The following is a 15,558-nucleotide window of genomic DNA, read 5'->3' as shown; positions in this document are numbered from 1 at the left end:
CCGGGGCGGGGCCGTTCGACATTCTTGCGGTTGCGCGTTCTACGTTCTGCGCTCTGCGGGGCTGCTTCGGACTGCGGGGCCGCTTCGGACACCGGACTCCGGGTTCCGGGCTTACGGTTCCGGGCTTACGGTTCCGGGCTTACGGCTCCGGGCTTACGACTCCGGGTCAGATCCGGACCTCGACCGTGCCGACCGCCTTGTCGTGCAGGCCGCGGGTGTCGCGGTCCCAGACCAGCGGCGGCACCACCAGGCACAGCAGCACGGTGCGCAGCAGGACCTGCGGGATGGTCGCGCGGCGCCCGTCCAGGCGGACCACCCGGAGGCCGAACAGCCGCTTGCCGAGGGTCGTGCCGGTGGTGGCGAGCAGGACGGCCGCGACCAGGAAGAAGAGCGGGAGGGTCCACAGGTTGGCCTCGGCCGGGTCCCCCTTCGCGAGCAGACCGAAGGAGACCAGCGAGACCAGCCAGCCGTCCACGAACAGCGCGCCGATCCGTCGGCCGGGGCCGGCCATCGAGCCGGGGCCCTCCTTGGGCAGTCCGAGGCGCTCGCCGCGGTAGCCGAAGTCGGCGCCCATCTTCTCGGCGGCCGCCTTGGGGCCGTCGATCCACGATCCCAACGCTTCTCTGGTGTCCACGAATCCACACTAACCGGGCTCACGCCGCGGACCGGCACCGGCTCCCCTCCCGGCGCGGCGCGGACGAGGCCGGTAGCGGGCAGGCCCGGGGCTCCGCCACGACCGGGTGAATCCCGCTCGCCGGGCTTACCGAGTGGTCCAGACCACTTCTCGGACGACCCCCAGGTCGGCGGGGTGATTTGCCCTGTCCCGTAAGGCTTTGCCGCCCGTTCGGCGGTCGCGGTTAACATCTAGGAAACGAGCGGGTCACCGACTGGAAACGACCCATTCCTAGGGTGAGCCCAATTCGCACGCCGAGGAGGATGCTTTGTTCAACAACGCCGCCGAAGTGAAGCAGTTCATCCAGGACAACGACGTCAAGTTCGTCGACGTCCGCTTCTGCGACCTGCCGGGCGTCATGCAGCACTTCTCCGTACCCGCGGCGACCTTCGATCCGTCCGAGACCCTGATGTTCGACGGCTCGTCGATCCGCGGCTTCCAGGCCATCCACGAGTCCGACATGGCTCTCGTCCCGGACCTCGCCACCGCCCGCCTCGACCCCTTCCGGACCGAGAAGCACCTCAACATCAACTTCTTCATCCAGGACCCGGTCACCGGCGAGGCCTACAGCCGCGACCCGCGCAACGTCGCCAAGAAGGCCGAGGCCTACCTCGCCTCCTCCGGCATCGCCGACACCGCCTTCTTCGGGCCCGAGGCCGAGTTCTACGTCTTCGACTCGGTGCGGTTCGACACCAGCGCCAACGCGTCCTTCTACCACATCGACTCGGAGGCCGGCGCCTGGAACAGCGGCGCCGCCGAGGGCGACGTCCGCGGCTACAAGGTCAAGTACAAGGGCGGCTACTTCCCCACCCCGCCGGTCGACCACTTCGCCGACCTGCGCGCCGAGATGTCCCTGGAGCTCGCCAAGTCCGGCCTGGAGGTCGAGCGCCAGCACCACGAGGTCGGCACCGCAGGCCAGGCGGAGATCAACTACCGGTTCAACACCCTGCTGCACGCGGCCGACGACCTGATGCTGTTCAAGTACATCATCAAGAACGTCGCCTGGCGGAACGGCAAGACGGCCACCTTCATGCCGAAGCCGATCTTCGGCGACAACGGCTCGGGCATGCACGTCCACCAGTCGCTGTGGACCGAGGGCTCCCCGCTCTTCTACGACGAGCAGGGCTACGCCGGCCTCTCCGACACCGCCCGGTACTACATCGGCGGCCTGCTCCGGCACGCCCCCTCGCTGCTGGCCTTCACCAACCCCTCGGTGAACTCCTACCACCGCCTGGTGCCCGGCTTCGAGGCGCCGGTCAACCTCGTCTACTCGCAGCGCAACCGCTCGGCCGCGATCCGCATCCCGATCACCGGCTCCAACGCCAAGGCCAAGCGCATCGAGTTCCGCGCCCCGGACCCGTCCTCCAACCCGTACCTGGCCTTCTCCGCCATGCTGATGGCCGGCCTCGACGGCATCCGCAACAAGATCGAGCCGCTCGAGCCCGTCGACAAGGACCTCTACGAGCTCGCCCCCGAGGAGCACGCCAACGTCCCCCAGGTGCCCTCCTCCCTCCCCGCCGTCCTGGAGGCTCTCGAAGCCGACCACGAGTACCTCCTCGCCGGCAACGTCTTCACCCCGGACCTGATCGAGACCTGGATCGACTTCAAGCGCACCAACGAGATCGCCCCGATCGCCCTCCGGCCCCACCCGCACGAGTTCGAGCTGTACTACGACCTGTAGAGATCGCGGCTCCAGGAGGTGTGCCCGGTCGGAGCGCGATCCGACCGGGCACAGCCATGTCGTCAACCGGGTCGGCCGGTCCGGGCTGGGTGAGGATTGAGGCGGGAAAGCGGTTGATGGGGGCGTCTTCGATGGGGGGTTTCGGGGTGCCGGGATCGGGAGTCGATCGGACCTGCCGGACACCCACCACGCGCTGGACGACGCCCGGGAGCAGGCTGTGGGAATGGCTCGGACCCAGGCCCTAGCCGGGGGTGAGGGCGAGGACGGCGAGGTCGTCGGCGAGTAGGCCGGCGTACTGGTGGACGTCCTGGGCCAGGAAGGAGACCACCCGGTCGGGTGCGGTGCTGCCAAGGGCGGCGAGGCGCGGGGCGAGCGGGTAGAAGGAGCCGGTGGCGTCACGGGCCTCGCTGACGCCGTCGGTGTAGAGCAGCACGGTGTGGCCCGGGGGCAGGGCGACGGTGGTCGGCTTGGCGGGTTCGTCCTCGGGGCCGAGGTGGCTGAGGCCGAGCGGGAGTTCGTCGGCGCAGGCCACCGGGGCGATGGTGCCCCGGGCGAGCATCAGCGGGGTGGTGTGGCCGCGGTTGACGATTTCCACGCAGTCGGTGCCCGGGCGGTACTGGAGCAGGACGGCGGTGACGAACAGCTCGTCGTCGCCGAGGTCGGCGGCGTCGCGGAGGACCGCGCGGTCCAGCTGGTCGGCGAGCTCGACCAGGCCCGGGGTGTCGTGGGCGGCTGCCCGGAAGGCGCCGAGCACGTCGGCGACGGTGCGGACGGCGCCCAGGCCCTTGCCTCGGACGTCACCGAGCAGCACCCGGACGCCGAAGCGGGTGTCGCACACCTCGTAGAGGTCCCCGCCGACCAGGATGTCGGCCTGGGCCGGGCGGTAGAGCCCGGCCACCCGCAGGCCGCCGGCCCGCTCGGGCACCGGCCGCAGCACGGTGCGCTGCAGGGTCTCGGCGACCGTACGGGCCTGCAGCAGGTTACGGTTCTGCCGGGTGCGCTGCCAGGACAGGGCGGTGCCCATCGCCCCGGAGAGCACGGTGGCGATGTAGACCCAGACGTGGTGCTGCTCGTTGATGTGGCCGGCGCGCAGGGCCAGCAGCAGTTGGAGGCCCAGCGCGCCGCCGGTGGTGGCGGCGGTCAGCGCCGGGCCGTAGCTGAACGCGGCCACCACGGGCAGGGCGGTGAGCAGGAAGCCGGCGGCGACCGCGTCCGGGACGACGGCCTCCGCGATCAGGTCCAGGACCAGCAGGATCACCGGCAGCCAGGGCACCCAGCGCGGCACCCGCTGCTGCGCGACCGCGAGCTGCGGCGGGCGGGGTGCTGACACGGCGGGGACCTCCTGGCTGGCCGACCCTGGGGGATTCACGGGGAATGACCTGATTCGTCCCTCCATGCTCCCCCACGAACGGCTCAGTCACGAACGGCCGAACGTCCCGGCTTCCGGCGGTTCCGGTGGGAGGACCAGGCCCTCCCGGCCCGCAGGCACGCGGTCAGCGGGCCGTCACCGGATGATCACCGGACGATCACCGGCAGCGTCTCGTAACCGCGCAGCACCAGCCGGTCACGCCGGGTCGGGACGCCGCCCTGGGCGAGCCGGGGGAAACGGTCCAGCAGAGCGGGCACCGCGACCTCGGCCTCCAGCCGCGCCAGCTGGGAGCCCAGGCAGAAGTGGGTGCCGCCGCCGAAGCTGAGCGGCTGGCTGTCGGTGCGGGTCGGGTCGAACACCCCGGGGCGGTCGTACCGGGCGGGGTCGTGGTTGGCCGCGCCGATCAGCAGGTTCAGCGCGCTGTCGGCCGGGACGGGCAGGCCCTCGACCGCCAGGCCCTCCGCCAGGGCGACCCGCGCGGTGACCTGGACCGGGGAGTCGAAGCGCAGCACCTCGTCGGTGAACCCGGCCGGGGTGACGGCGCCGCTGCGCAGGCCGGCGGCCACCCCGGGGTGGCGGAACAGCAGGGCGAGGCCGTTGCCGAGCAGGTTGGTGGTGGTCTCGAAGCCGGCCACCAGCAGCAGCACCAGGTTGGCCAGCAACTCGACGCCGGAGAGCCGCTCGCCGTCCGCGGCGGCGATCCGGGCGAGGTCACTGACCAGGTCGTCCTGGGGGCGGGCCAGCCGCTCGGCGACCAGCGCGGTGAAGTACCCGGACAGCTCGTCGGCGGCCCGGTCGGCCTCGTCCAGTTCGTCGAGGTCCTGGACGAACTCCAGGGCGACGGTCAGGTCGGCGGCGAGCTCACGGAAGCGGTAGCGGTCCCGCTCGGGGACGCCGAGCAGCTCGCAGATCACCCCGACCGGCAGCCGGAAGGCGAAGGCGTCCATGAAGTCCACCGGAGAGCCGTCGGCGCCCTGCTCGGCCATCCCGTCCAGCAGCCGGTCGACCGCCACCGCCACGGCCGGGCGCAGCGCGGCGACCCGGCGGGCCGTGAACACCGAGGCGATCAGTGAGCGGACCCGGGGCTGATCGGGGGCGTTGCGCTGGAGGATCGAGCGGCCGAACAGGGCGAGCGAGGAGTGTTCGGCGAATTCCGGGGCGAGGCCGGCCATCATGTCGGCGGTCGCCACGCCGAAGGCGGGCGTGCGCAGCACCTTGTCGACCGCCGCGTAGCCGCTCACCACGAACACCCCGTCCCCCGCCGGGACCACCGGGCCGAGCTCGTGCGCCCGGGCGTAGAGCGGGTACGGGTCGGTCCTGACCTCCGTCGTCATCAGCTGCTCGATGATCGCGGCGCCGTCCATGCGGTGCTCCCCTCCGACGTCCTGCTTGCTGGTGCGTGAACCGCGGGTGGGCCGGCAGAGTTCCCGCCGCCGGGGCCCGGGCGGAGCCCCGATAGGCTGGCGGGCATGGAGATCTGGATCAACCCGCGCTGCGGCAAGTGCCGGACGGCCCTCACCGCGCTGACCGCCGCCGGGGTCGAGTACACCGTGCGCCGCTACCTGGAGGACCCGCCGACCGCCGCCGAGCTGGAGCAGGTGCTGGAGCGTCTGGGCCTGGAGCCGTGGGACATCACCCGCATCGACGAGCAGGTCGCGAAGGACCTGGGGATGAGGGAGTGGCCCCGGGAGGCGGGCGAGCGGGCGCGCTGGATCGGGGCGATGGCCGAGCACCCGGTGCTGATCCAGCGCCCGATCATCACCGCGGACGACGGACACGCCGTCGTGGCCCGGACCCCCGAGGCGCTCAAGTCCGTCCTGCCGTAGGACGTGACCGGCCGGTCAGTGGAGCTGGATGCGCTCCACCGGCCGGCCCGGGTGCCAGTTGAGCACCCACAGGGCCTCGCCCTCCAGGGCGGTGTGCACCACCTGCCGGAGGTCCAGCCGGAACAGGTGGAACGGGGTCGGCGGCGGCTCGGGCAGGTCGGCCGCGAAGGCGGCGAGCTCGGTCTCGTCGGTGACCTCCACCGCGCGGCCGGAGAGCTTGGAGTCCCCGCCGGCCATGGTCTCGTCGCCCGGGTGGGCGTGCAGCGCGAAGCGGGCGTCCCGCTGGAGATCGCGCGCCTTGACCGCGCCGTACATCGACCCGAGCCAGGCGTCGGCGCCGACGAAGTCGACCTCCGAGCCGCTCACCCGGGGTGAACCGTCCTTGCGCAGCGTCGCCAGGACGTGGTGCTTGTTGGCCTCGAACCGGGCGCGTACCAGGGCCGCGAGTTCGGGTGCCTCGTGCTCGAAATCCTGCCAGGTGACCATGGCGCCAGTGTGGCACCCGGCACCGACAACGGCCGGGTACGGACGGTGCCGGGCGGGCGGGTGAGCGCCGTCGGGCGCTGTCGGTGGCCGGTGCCACACTGGCCCGGTGACCACCACGACCACGTACATCGCGTTCCTGCGGGCCATCAACGTCGGGGGCCGGACGGTGAAGATGGAGCGGCTGCGGGCGCTCTTCACCGAGCTGGGGCTGCGGGACGTCCGCTCGTACATCCAGACCGGGAACGTCTTCTTCGGCACGGACGAACCGGACCGCGCCGCGCTGACCGCACGGATCGAGGAGCACCTGGAGCAGGCGCTCGGCTACCCGGTGCCGGTGCTGCTGCGGACGGTCGACGAGGTGGCCGCGCTGCTCGCCGCCGAACCGTTCCGGGGCGTCGAGGTGACGCCGGACGTCCGGCTGGTGCTCGCCTTCCTCTCCGAGCCGCTGCCGGCCGAACTCGCCCTCCCGCACCGCTCCCCGAAGGGCGACGTCGAGGTGATCGGCGCCGATCCGGGGGCCGCGTACGTCGTGGTGCACCTGCAGGACGGCAAGTGGGTCACCAGGGAGATGTTCGGCAAGCAGTACCGGGGGGCGGTGACCTCCCGGTTCCTGCACACCACCGAGAAGATCCTGGCCGCCGCCCGGAAGCGCTGACCTGCCGCGCGGGCCTTCTGACCAGCCGTCCGCCAGGCTGGAACCGGACGGACGGAACGGGCGTCTGTCGCTCAGTGACGCACGAAGTAATGCACGCAGTAACGCACGAAGTGATGTACGAAGCATGCGCCGGACCACCGCGTGATCTGGACAGTCGGAGCCGCTCGATCCGACAATCGGGCCATGACGCAGCCTGAACTCCCCACCGGCGCCGTCCGGCCCTCCGACGCCGAACGGGACCAGGCGCTCGGGGTGCTCCGGGACGGCGCGGGCAGCGGCCGGCTGTCGCACGACACCTTCCTCGGCCGGATGGACATCGTCCTGCAGGCCACCAGCCGCGGCGAGTTGGACGCGGCAGTGGCCGGGCTGCCCACCGGCGGGCCGGTCGAGCGCTTCGTGCTGCGGACGGTCGGCCGGGTGTCCGCCTTCGGCGGCCGGCTGAACCGGGCCTGGCGCACCGAGCGATTGCCCGGGCTGAGCCTGCCGCAGGCCGGGGCCGGGCCGTTGACGATCGGACGGATCCCCGGCTCGGGGCTGCGGCTGCACGACGCCTCGGTCTCCCGGCACCACGCCGAGCTGCGGCACGAGCACGGCGGCTGGGTGCTGTACGACCTCGGGTCGACCAACGGCACCCATGTGAACGGGCGTCGGATCGCGGGCGGGATCCCGGTGCGGCCGGGCGACCAGGTGCGGTTCGGGAACCTGGAGTTCCGGCTCGCCCCGCACTGACCCGGGGAAAGCGGCCCCGCTCCCCCGTCAGTGCGGGAACTGCCGGGGCGGGCGCTGCCGGGGCAGCTCGTCCCGGAACTCCTCGATCAGGGTGCTGATCTGGCGGGTCACCACGGTGTGCTCCAGCCGGTCCAGGTAGCGGTTCTCGGCGGCCAGCGCCTCGACCGTGACCCCGAAGTAGAGCGTCATCAGCGGATTGACGAAGAGCTTCTCGCCCTTGGTCCGCTCGGTGAACTGCACGTCGCCGAACTCGCCGCGCAGCGCCGCCGCCACCGAGCCGTTGACGATGCTGGGGTGCTTGGGGAAGGCGGCCCGGGCGTGCTCGACGGCGTCCAGGTAGAGCGCGCCCTCCCGGCTGCCGCGCGGGATGGAGAAGGCGCCGAGGTAGCCGCCCGCCCGGTCGAGCGCGGCGAGGTTCTCCAGCACCAGGGCGTGGTTGACGCCGTGGTGGGCGTCGACGCCGAAGCCCAGGCAGGCGACCAGCCGTTCGGGCACCTCCGTCAGGCCCGCCACCGCGGCCAGGCTCGCCATGTCCTCCTCGGGGGTGCCGAGTCCGGCCTCGTCGCCGCGCATCAGGATGTCGGTGCCGCCGTCCACCAGCAGGATCGCGTCCACGCCCAGGTGGGCGACCAGTCTGCGGTAGGCCTCGCGCAGCAGTCTCACGCCGACCGTCGGGAAGGCCCACACGGTGTCGGGCATCCCGTGCAGGCGCAGCCAGCGGGCCAGGGTGCGTTCCGGGAAGTAGCCCTCGGGAGCGGCGGTGTCGGGCCCGATCCTGGCGACGTCGGGCTCCTGCCATACCTCGCCGGGCAGGCCGTACAGATGGGTGAAGGAGAGGTTGGCCAGGTGCACCTCCTTGCCCGCGGCACGCAGGGCGAGGGCGATCGGCAGTCCGGCGTACACGTCGAAGCCGCCGCCGGCTCCGGCGATCAGGATGCGCTCGGCGGCCAGCAGCCGGGTGATCAGCGGGGGTTGCAGCAGAGAGGTCACCGGCGGACGGTAGCGCACCGGTCCGGACCGCGGGCCGGAATTTGTCAGTGGGGGGTGCGAGGATGCCGGCATGACCCAGGAGACGGCGCTCACCCCCGACGTGCTGCTCGAAGCCCAGGAGCGGGCTCGCGAGTTGATCCGGTGCGGCTTCCAGGAGCCGGACGAGATAGCCGAGTCCCTGGTCGAGGTCCTCGACGACCAGGGGCTGACTCAGGAGGAGGCGGAGCGGATCGTCGCTCCGCTGTGGACCGAGCGGCTGGCCGAGCAGGCCGACTGGCCGGAGCTCACGGACGTGGACCGGCTGGAGCAGGCCTTCGACCTGCTGGAGGATCAGGGCATCGTCGCGGCGATGGACTTCACCTGCTGCGCCGGTTGCGGCTACGCGGAGATCGGCGGCGAGGCCGACGAGGACTCGGTGGGCTTCGTCTTCTTCCACCAGCAGGACACCGAGGCGGCCGCGGCCGGGCTCGGACTGATGCTGCGCTACGGCACGTTCCGCACCGGGGAGGAGGCGGACGGGGAGCTGGACGAGGAGTCGGCGGCAGCGGCGGGGCGGCGGACGGTGGAGGTCGGCCGGGCCGTGGTGACGGCGCTGGAGCTGGTCGACCTTCCGGTGGAGTGGGACGGGTCGCCGCAGAAGGCGATCCGGGTCGCCCCGATGGAGTGGCTCAACCGGCTGCCGGAGTAGGGCCGGTACGGACTTCGGCCGCCCCTGGTCGCGCCCGTCCTCCGTTCCGCCGTCGCGCCGGGGAGCGCTGCGGGAGTACGGGCGGCGGGAGTGCGGCGTACGGGGGACGAGCTGCGGGAGTGCGGGCTGGCGGGCTGCGGACTGTGGTCATGGCTTCGACGGTGGGCGGCAGGCGGCTCCGCGCCATCGACCGTCGGCGGTACGCCTCCCCCGGCCCGGGCCTCGGGGCGGGACGGCCTCGACCTGGAGGCAGACGGGGCGAATCCCCCAGGGGCTGAACGGAGTTGGGCACTCCGCCGGGGTGTCGGCCGCGGCTGCGGCCGGGCATATGTCACCGACACATGCCACGCGCGTAGATCGACGGCCCGAAAAACGACCCGCCGCTCATTCGACCAGGCTCCCCAGGTCGCCGCCCACCGTCCCCCACAGCGGAGCGGTGCAGCGCTGGTAGGTCGCCTGCCAGTGCGGCCAGTTGCGGGCCACGTCGTCGTCGCACTCGGCCAGCAGCCGCTCGACCAGCACCGGGTCGACCCCGTCCAGCAGCCAGGCCAGCGCGTCCGGCGCGCCCGGGCCTTCCGCCGAGCGCAGCAGGTCGAGGAGTTCGCCGAGGCCGCCGAGCCGGGAGTTGTCGGTGACCACCCGCTCCATCCGGGGCAGCAACTGGCGCTCCTCGATCCGCAGGTGGGTCTCCAGCCGGGCCGCCAGGTCCTCCATCGCGTACGCGACCGGCCAGGCGCTGCCGGTGTCCCGGCTGGCGATCCGGACCAGCGTGGTGACCCTGGTGAACGAGTGGTCCAGGTTGTGGTGGTCGGCCTCCAGCCAGTTGAGCAGCAGTCGCAACTCGGGCGCGAAGCGCCGCACGATCGGCCAGATCCGGGTGTCCTGCTGCTCGTGGTGGCAGGTCAGCATCGCGGTCATGAACGTCCAGTGCCGCAGCATCGCCTCGCCCTTGTCCTCCTCGTCGGGCTGGAGCAGCCGGAGCGCGTTGGGCAGCCGGGCGAGGTCCCGGCGCAGTGCGGCGTGGACCAGCCGCAGTCCCGCGAAGCGGACAGTGAACGGGTCCTCGTCCGAGGCCGGGCCGTACGCGTCCGCGCCCCGGGAGTCGACTCCGGACTCCGCCTGGACGGGGACGGAGGCGGCGGGCTGAGGCAGCAGGTGGATCGGCATGACACTCTCTTCACGACGTGGTGAGGCGGACGGGGGCGGCCGGTGAGGACCGCCCCATCCAAGGTGCTCGCAGTCGATCAGAAGCGAATCAATGTCCGATTGACGCGCAGGTCACGGGCCTGCGCGCGGGTGAAGCGCCCTCTTCGCGGAGGGGGCGACGGCCTCCCTCCGCAGGAGGCGAAAGACCCCTTCGGCATGGGTCGAAGGGCACCTCCGCACGAGTGGCGCACCCACCCCCGGAACGGACGGAGGGCCCTCCACCCCGATGGGGGGAGAGCCCTCTCCGCGCGGGTCGCAACCCACCCGCGGTACGCCGTGCCAGCTCGATCCGTTGCCCGCTCGGTCCGCGCCGGCACGGTCAGTAGCGGCACGGCCAGCACCGGCACGATCAGTAGCGGCACGGCCAGTACCGGCTCGGTCAGTAGCGGCTCACTCCGAGGCCGGGCCCGCCAGGTTGGCGGTGAGCCACTCCAGGGTGTCCGGGATCATCTTCTTGAAGTCCGAGGTCAGGTGCTTGCCGCCGGGCTGCTCGTAGTACTGGATGGTCACCGGCGCGACGGCCTTGGCCACCCAGCTCTTGACCACGTCCTTCTCGTACCCGTTGGCGCCGCCCGCGGTGACGTACATCTTGACGTCGGCCTTGCCCTGGGTGATCAGCAGGTTGGGGTTGTTGGCCGCCTTCTCGGCGTCGTGGCCCTTCCACAGCCCGGAGTCCGGGATGAAGTAGCCGTCGATCGGCACGGCGGCCTTGTAGACGTCCGGGTACTGCAGGGCCATCTTGGCGCTGCAGAAGCCACCGGTGGAGGCGCCCATCACGCCCCAGCTGTCGCGGCCCTTCAGGGTGCGGAAGTTGGCGCGGACCCAGGCCGGGATGTCCTCGGCCATCCAGGTGGCCATCTTCGGCTGGCCCGGGATGTCGGAGCAGTCCAGCGCGTTCTTCTCGTCGCTGTTGAAGTTCTGCACCGGCATGATCATGATGAACGGGTGGGCCTTGCCCTGCTTGGCCAGCTGCTCGTCCACCTCCTGGATCGGCAGCTGGTTGTCGGTCCAGGTGTTGTAGCCGTTGCTCTGGCCGCCCGCGTAGAGGGTCAGCACCGGGAAGCCGGTCTTGGCGAACTTGGGGTCGTTGTACTCGGGCGGCAGCCAGACCCAGACCTGGCCGGTGACACCGGACTTCGGGCCGGTCACCTTGGTCATCATGATCGGACCGGCGCCGGTGTCCCGGACCTTGGTGAGGTTGGCGGCCTGGCCGGTCGGCATCAGGACCTTCCCGTTGGCCGGGGTGGGCTGCTCGGCGGAGGGCGTCCCGGTGGTGCCACCGGAGAGCGGGCTGCCCGTGGCGGTGGCCGCCGGGGTGCCGTCGGCCGAGGAGCCGCTCCCCTTCCCGCCGTCGGACCCCCCGCAGGCCGCGAGCGAGGCGGCCAGGGTGAGCACGGCGGCGCCGGTCAGGACGGCACGGGAACGGGACGACTGCCTAAGCACGGTGAGGACTCTCCGACCGATGTCGCGCCCGGTCCGTCTGACCGGGCGGCGGCCCCCCGGTGGGGCCGGACAGGCCCGGGGGCGCGGCGCTGTGCGGCCCCCGGAGCGATGGTGCGTCGACCCTCGCGGAAGCGCACCTTCCTGCGATCTTATGACGTGGCCCGGGTGCGGCCGGTTGCGAGGCGGCCACCGGAAATCCAATGTTTGTTCGCGATCAGGTAAAGGCCTTCACCGCTCCCGCCGGACGGCGGGGGCCGGACGACGGGGGGCACAGCCGGGGGTACAGCGGCCGACCTGCCGGGCCGTCCGGATTTTGGGCACTTTGCCCAGTGACGGCGGTCCGCACATCCGGAACGATCTCCTCAACGCGCCCGTCGGCAGTGTCCGGGCGGAGTGTGACCGCACCGGCACCGAGCCACCCCAGCCACCGAGCCACCGAGCCACCGAGGAGAGTCCCCCATGCTCGAACAGATCGCCGTCGTCACCGGAGCCGGGAGCGGCATCGGCCGGGCCGTCGCGGTCGAGCTGGCCGCGGCCGGCTGGCGGCTGGTGCTGGCCGGACGCCGCGCCGAGCAGCTGCGCGGGACGGCCGAGGCCTTTCCCTCCGGTGTGCTGCCCGCCGACGTGGTGCCGACCGACGTCACCGACCCGGCCGCCGTGGACGCGCTGTTCGCGACCGCCGCCGAACGCCACGGCCGGGTGGACCTGCTGTTCAACAACGCCGGGACGTTCGGTCCGGCCGTCCCGGTGGAGGAGCTGGCGGTCGAGGACTGGCGGGCGGTGGTCGACCTCAACCTGACCGGCGCCTTCCTCTGCGCCCGGGCCGCCTTCCGGCAGATGAAGGGCCAGGTGCCGCAGGGCGGCCGGATCATCAACAACGGCTCGATCTCCGCCCACGTCCCGCGCCCGCACTCGATCGCCTACACCGCGACCAAGCACGCCGTCACCGGCCTGACCAAGTCGCTGTCGCTGGACGGCCGCCCGTACCGGATCGCCTGCGGGCAGATCGACATCGGCAACGCGGCGACCGACATGACGGCCGCGATGGGCGCGGGGGTGCGGCAGGCGGACGGCCGGATCGCGCCCGAGCCGACCATGGACGTGGCGGACGTGGCGCGCACCGTCCGGCACATGGCGGCGCTGCCGCTGGAGGCCAATGTGCAGTTCGCCACCGTGATGGCGACGGCCATGCCGTACATCGGGCGCGGCTGAGACTCCCCCACCGGGCACTGCCTACTCGTCGTGCGAGTGCCGGTAGCGCAGCCCGCCGTCCGTCCCGTCCAGCCGGTAGACGCTGGTCGTCGGCCAGTACTCGCCGTCCTCGGCGACGGGCAGTCGGGCGCGCAGCACCATCCGCAGGGCGGGCGGCGGGGCGGCGGCGGGGACGCGCTTGCGGTGGCCGTCCCAACGGCCGCCGCACAGTTCGAGGTCCAGGACGAGGGGGGTGGTTCCCATCCCGCGATGGTGTCAGCGCCGCATCCCTGCCGGAGGTTTGGAACGGTGCGGCCACTCGCACGAGGGACCCCCGTCAGCCTTGGCTGACGAGGGTCCCGAGCGGCGGGCGTTACGAGCGGGCGCCACGAGCGGGCGCTACGAGCGAGCGCTACGGCCGCCAGGTGTCGTTCAGCGTGACGTTCCCCGAGGCCGGCGCGGTCGCCGTCCGGTTGGCGCCGGACTCCCAGGTCACCGCCCCGCTCGCGTCCTTGCGCAGGTACTTGTACTGGAAGGAGGTGCCGGCGGGCAGCGAGAGCGCGAGCGACCAGACCGGGTAGCCGGCCGAGGAGAGCGGCAGCGCCTTGGCCGGGTCCCAGCCGCCGAGCGCCGGGGCGTCGCCGGCCACGTACAGGTTCTGCCCGTACGCGGTGGTGGCGTTGACGTTGAAGGAGGCACCGGAGGCGCTCGTGCCGGGCTGGACGTAGAGCGCGACCGCGTCGCCCGCGCCGACCGTCGCGGTGAACTGCCCGTTGGCGCCGACCTGGTACGTCGGCCCGGTGCAGCCGCCGCCGGGCTGCGGGTCGCCGTGCTGGACGTCGCAGTAGGTGCCGGCCGGCAGTCCGGTCTGGAAGGTCTGGGTGATCGCGCTGCTCTCGTGGTTGATCGCGACGTAACCCCGGTTGCCGCGGCCGAAGGCGATCGCGTTGTTGCCGTTGGACCACCAGTCGGTCACCCCGGTGCCCGCGACCGCGTTGCGGAAGCCGACCATGTTGGCGATCTGCCGCCAGGCGTGGGTGCAGTTCCAGCCGTCCTGGTAGCAGGCGTTGACGGTGCCGCCGTTGGGCGGGCCGTCGTCGGTGCCGGTGAAGGAGTAGCCGGAGTAGACGTTGGGCGAGCCGTAGGTCGAGGCCAGCAGGAAGACGTTGGCCAGGGTGTAGGTGTTGCCGTAGGTGGCGTTGAGGGTGGAGCCGTTGCGCTCGGTGTCCCAGTTGTCGATGAAGCTGCGCGCCTGGTTGCTCGGCAGGTAGCCCCAGGAGGCGCCCCAGTTGCTGAGGCTGGCGAGCTTGTCGCTGGTGAAGACGCGCTTGAGGTCGGTGCCGACCCGGAACTCGTCGACGTCGCCGTTGCCGGTGTACTCGGACGGCTGGATCGGCTCGCCGGCGCCGTAGATGACCTCCTGCACCCAGTAGGCGTTGGGGTTGGCCGTCTTGGCCTTGATGGCGGCGAGTTCGGTGGCGGCGATGTGCTTGGCGGCGTCGATCCGGTAGCCGTCGACGCCGAGTGAGCCGAGGTCGTCCAGGTAGTGGGCGATGGTGGTCTGGACGTAGCTGCTGCCGGTGTCGAGGTCGGCGAGGTTGACCAGTTCGCAGGTCTGCACGTTGGTGCGGTCCTGGTAGTTGCTGATCGGCTGGCGGCAGGTGTGGAAGTCCTGGTCCTGGTACGTGCCGGGGTAGTTGTACTTGCTGTAGACGGTGCCGCCGGTGCCGGTGCCGGAGCCGGCCGTCATGTGGTTGACCACCGCGTCGGCGATCACCTTGACGCCGGCCGCGTGGCAGGTGTCGACCATGTTCTTGAAGGAGGTGCGGTCGCCGAGCCGTCCGGCGATCCGGTAGCTGACCGGCTGGTACGAGGTCCACCACTGCGGGCCCTGGATGTGTTCCTGGGGCGGCGAGACCTCGACGAAGCCGTAGCCCTTCGGGCCGAGGGTGGTGGTGCAGGCCTGGGCGACGGAGTCGAAGCGCCACTCGAAGAGGGTGGCGGTGACGTCCTTGCCGTTGTTCGCGGGTGGGGAGGCCTGGGCGGCCGGGGCGCCGAGGGCGGTGCCGAGTGACAGCGCGAGGGCCGCCGAGGCGGCGAGCGCGCCGGCCGTGCGGGCGGGCCGGCGGGTGGGGGTGGTGACCACGTCGTCTCCTGGGGGGTGGCTGGGGTGGGGGCAGCCGGGGGTGAAGCCTGCAGGAAGTTTCTGTAACTTGCCGGAAACTTGCAGCGCTGAACCTAGGGCGACGCGGAAGGGCCGTCAAGGTCCCTGGAGATACGTTTCTGCATCGACGGACGACCACCGGCGACACGACCAGTGAACCGGCGCACGACAGGCGTACGACAGGCGCACGACACGCGTACGACAAGGGCCCGGCAGCCGTAGCCGCCGGGCCCTCACCTGTCCTGGTTCACCGGCCCCTCAGGAGCCGGTGCGACCTCAGCCGGTCTGGACGGAGGTGTCGTCGATCACGAAGCTGGTCTGCAGCGAGGAGTCCTCGGTGCCGGTGAACTTCACGGTGACCGTCTGGCCCGCGTAGGCCGAGAGGTCGAAGGTGCGCTGCTGGTAGCCGGCGGCGGCGTCCACGTTGGAGTAGGTCTTCAGCGTGGTGCCGTTCACC

Annotated in this window: 15 protein-coding genes and 1 pseudogene; 6 read left to right on the top strand and 10 right to left on the bottom strand. The window is 71.9% G+C overall.

The window, feature by feature from the left end:
- Positions 1-166: 166 nt before the first annotated feature.
- Positions 167-634 carry an RDD family protein gene (locus ACZ3YL_RS21050; protein ID WP_188302368.1) on the bottom strand — a complete coding sequence of 156 codons (468 nt, stop codon included), beginning with the start codon at positions 632-634 and terminating at the stop codon, positions 167-169.
- A gap of 307 nt (positions 635-941) precedes the next feature.
- Between ACZ3YL_RS21050 and glnA the strand changes: the two genes are divergently transcribed.
- Complete coding sequence (glnA, locus tag ACZ3YL_RS21045) at positions 942-2,354, top strand: type I glutamate--ammonia ligase (protein WP_188302367.1); 1,413 nt, start codon at positions 942-944, stop codon at positions 2,352-2,354.
- Positions 2,355-2,595: 241 nt separating this feature from the next.
- On the opposite strand, the gene ACZ3YL_RS21040 is transcribed toward glnA, so the two are convergent.
- Positions 2,596-3,684, bottom strand: coding sequence for a PP2C family protein-serine/threonine phosphatase (locus ACZ3YL_RS21040; RefSeq protein WP_188302366.1), 1,089 nt, complete (start codon positions 3,682-3,684; stop codon positions 2,596-2,598).
- A 185-nt stretch (positions 3,685-3,869) separates the two neighbouring features.
- Positions 3,870-5,087 carry a cytochrome P450 gene (locus ACZ3YL_RS21035; RefSeq protein WP_465659031.1) on the bottom strand — a complete coding sequence of 406 codons (1,218 nt, stop codon included), beginning with the start codon at positions 5,085-5,087 and terminating at the stop codon, positions 3,870-3,872.
- Between the two features lie 105 nt (positions 5,088-5,192).
- Between ACZ3YL_RS21035 and ACZ3YL_RS21030 the strand changes: the two genes are divergently transcribed.
- On the top strand, positions 5,193-5,549 hold the full coding sequence (locus ACZ3YL_RS21030; protein ID WP_465659030.1) for an arsenate reductase family protein: 357 nt from the start codon (positions 5,193-5,195) through the stop codon (positions 5,547-5,549).
- A 15-nt stretch (positions 5,550-5,564) separates the two neighbouring features.
- Here the strand turns inward: ACZ3YL_RS21030 and ACZ3YL_RS21025 are convergent, their stop codons facing one another.
- Positions 5,565-6,035, bottom strand: a complete 471-nt coding sequence (locus ACZ3YL_RS21025) for a pyridoxamine 5'-phosphate oxidase family protein (RefSeq protein WP_188302363.1) — start codon at positions 6,033-6,035, stop codon at positions 5,565-5,567.
- A gap of 106 nt (positions 6,036-6,141) precedes the next feature.
- Between ACZ3YL_RS21025 and ACZ3YL_RS21020 the strand changes: the two genes are divergently transcribed.
- Complete coding sequence (locus ACZ3YL_RS21020) at positions 6,142-6,690, top strand: DUF1697 domain-containing protein (protein ID WP_465659028.1); 549 nt, start codon at positions 6,142-6,144, stop codon at positions 6,688-6,690.
- A gap of 183 nt (positions 6,691-6,873) precedes the next feature.
- Positions 6,874-7,419, top strand: a complete 546-nt coding sequence (locus ACZ3YL_RS21015; RefSeq protein WP_188302361.1) for a DUF1707 and FHA domain-containing protein — start codon at positions 6,874-6,876, stop codon at positions 7,417-7,419.
- Positions 7,420-7,446: 27 nt separating this feature from the next.
- On the opposite strand, the gene ACZ3YL_RS21010 is transcribed toward ACZ3YL_RS21015, so the two are convergent.
- On the bottom strand, positions 7,447-8,409 hold the full coding sequence (locus tag ACZ3YL_RS21010; RefSeq protein WP_188302360.1) for a DUF1152 domain-containing protein: 963 nt from the start codon (positions 8,407-8,409) through the stop codon (positions 7,447-7,449).
- Positions 8,410-8,479: 70 nt separating this feature from the next.
- Between ACZ3YL_RS21010 and ACZ3YL_RS21005 the strand changes: the two genes are divergently transcribed.
- Positions 8,480-9,097, top strand: a complete 618-nt coding sequence (locus ACZ3YL_RS21005) for a DUF6891 domain-containing protein (RefSeq protein ID WP_188302359.1) — start codon at positions 8,480-8,482, stop codon at positions 9,095-9,097.
- 384 nt (positions 9,098-9,481) lie between these two features.
- Here ACZ3YL_RS21005 and ACZ3YL_RS21000 read toward each other — a convergent pair whose 3' ends face one another.
- Both ACZ3YL_RS21000 and ACZ3YL_RS20995 read right to left on the bottom strand, forming a co-directional pair.
- Positions 9,482-10,264 (bottom strand): hemerythrin domain-containing protein, encoded by a 783-nt coding sequence (locus ACZ3YL_RS21000; RefSeq protein WP_465659025.1) that lies wholly within the window; start codon positions 10,262-10,264, stop codon positions 9,482-9,484.
- A 429-nt stretch (positions 10,265-10,693) separates the two neighbouring features.
- The gene (locus tag ACZ3YL_RS20995) at positions 10,694-11,746 is read right to left on the bottom strand and encodes an alpha/beta hydrolase (protein ID WP_317620861.1); all 1,053 of its coding nucleotides are present in this window, start codon (positions 11,744-11,746) and stop codon (positions 10,694-10,696) included.
- A gap of 459 nt (positions 11,747-12,205) precedes the next feature.
- On the opposite strand from ACZ3YL_RS20995, the gene ACZ3YL_RS20990 reads away from it, so the two are divergent.
- Positions 12,206-12,958 (top strand): SDR family oxidoreductase, encoded by a 753-nt coding sequence (locus ACZ3YL_RS20990; protein WP_188302357.1) that lies wholly within the window; start codon positions 12,206-12,208, stop codon positions 12,956-12,958.
- A 21-nt stretch (positions 12,959-12,979) separates the two neighbouring features.
- On the opposite strand, the gene ACZ3YL_RS20985 is transcribed toward ACZ3YL_RS20990, so the two are convergent.
- The 3 genes and pseudogenes from ACZ3YL_RS20985 to ACZ3YL_RS20975 all read right to left on the bottom strand — a co-directional run.
- A complete protein-coding gene (locus ACZ3YL_RS20985) occupies positions 12,980-13,201 on the bottom strand; it encodes a hypothetical protein (RefSeq protein ID WP_188302356.1) in 222 nt (73 codons plus the stop codon).
- Positions 13,202-13,349: 148 nt separating this feature from the next.
- The gene (locus ACZ3YL_RS20980) at positions 13,350-15,083 is read right to left on the bottom strand and encodes a carbohydrate-binding module family 20 domain-containing protein (protein WP_188302355.1); all 1,734 of its coding nucleotides are present in this window, start codon (positions 15,081-15,083) and stop codon (positions 13,350-13,352) included.
- A gap of 294 nt (positions 15,084-15,377) precedes the next feature.
- Positions 15,378-15,558 (bottom strand): annotated as a pseudogene (locus ACZ3YL_RS20975) (putative Ig domain-containing protein); the annotation flags it as partial.

This window comes from Kitasatospora sp. NPDC023176 (assembly GCF_055560495.1).
The sequence above is the reverse complement of the archived record's forward strand: the minus strand, read 5'-3'. Positions and strand labels throughout refer to the sequence as shown.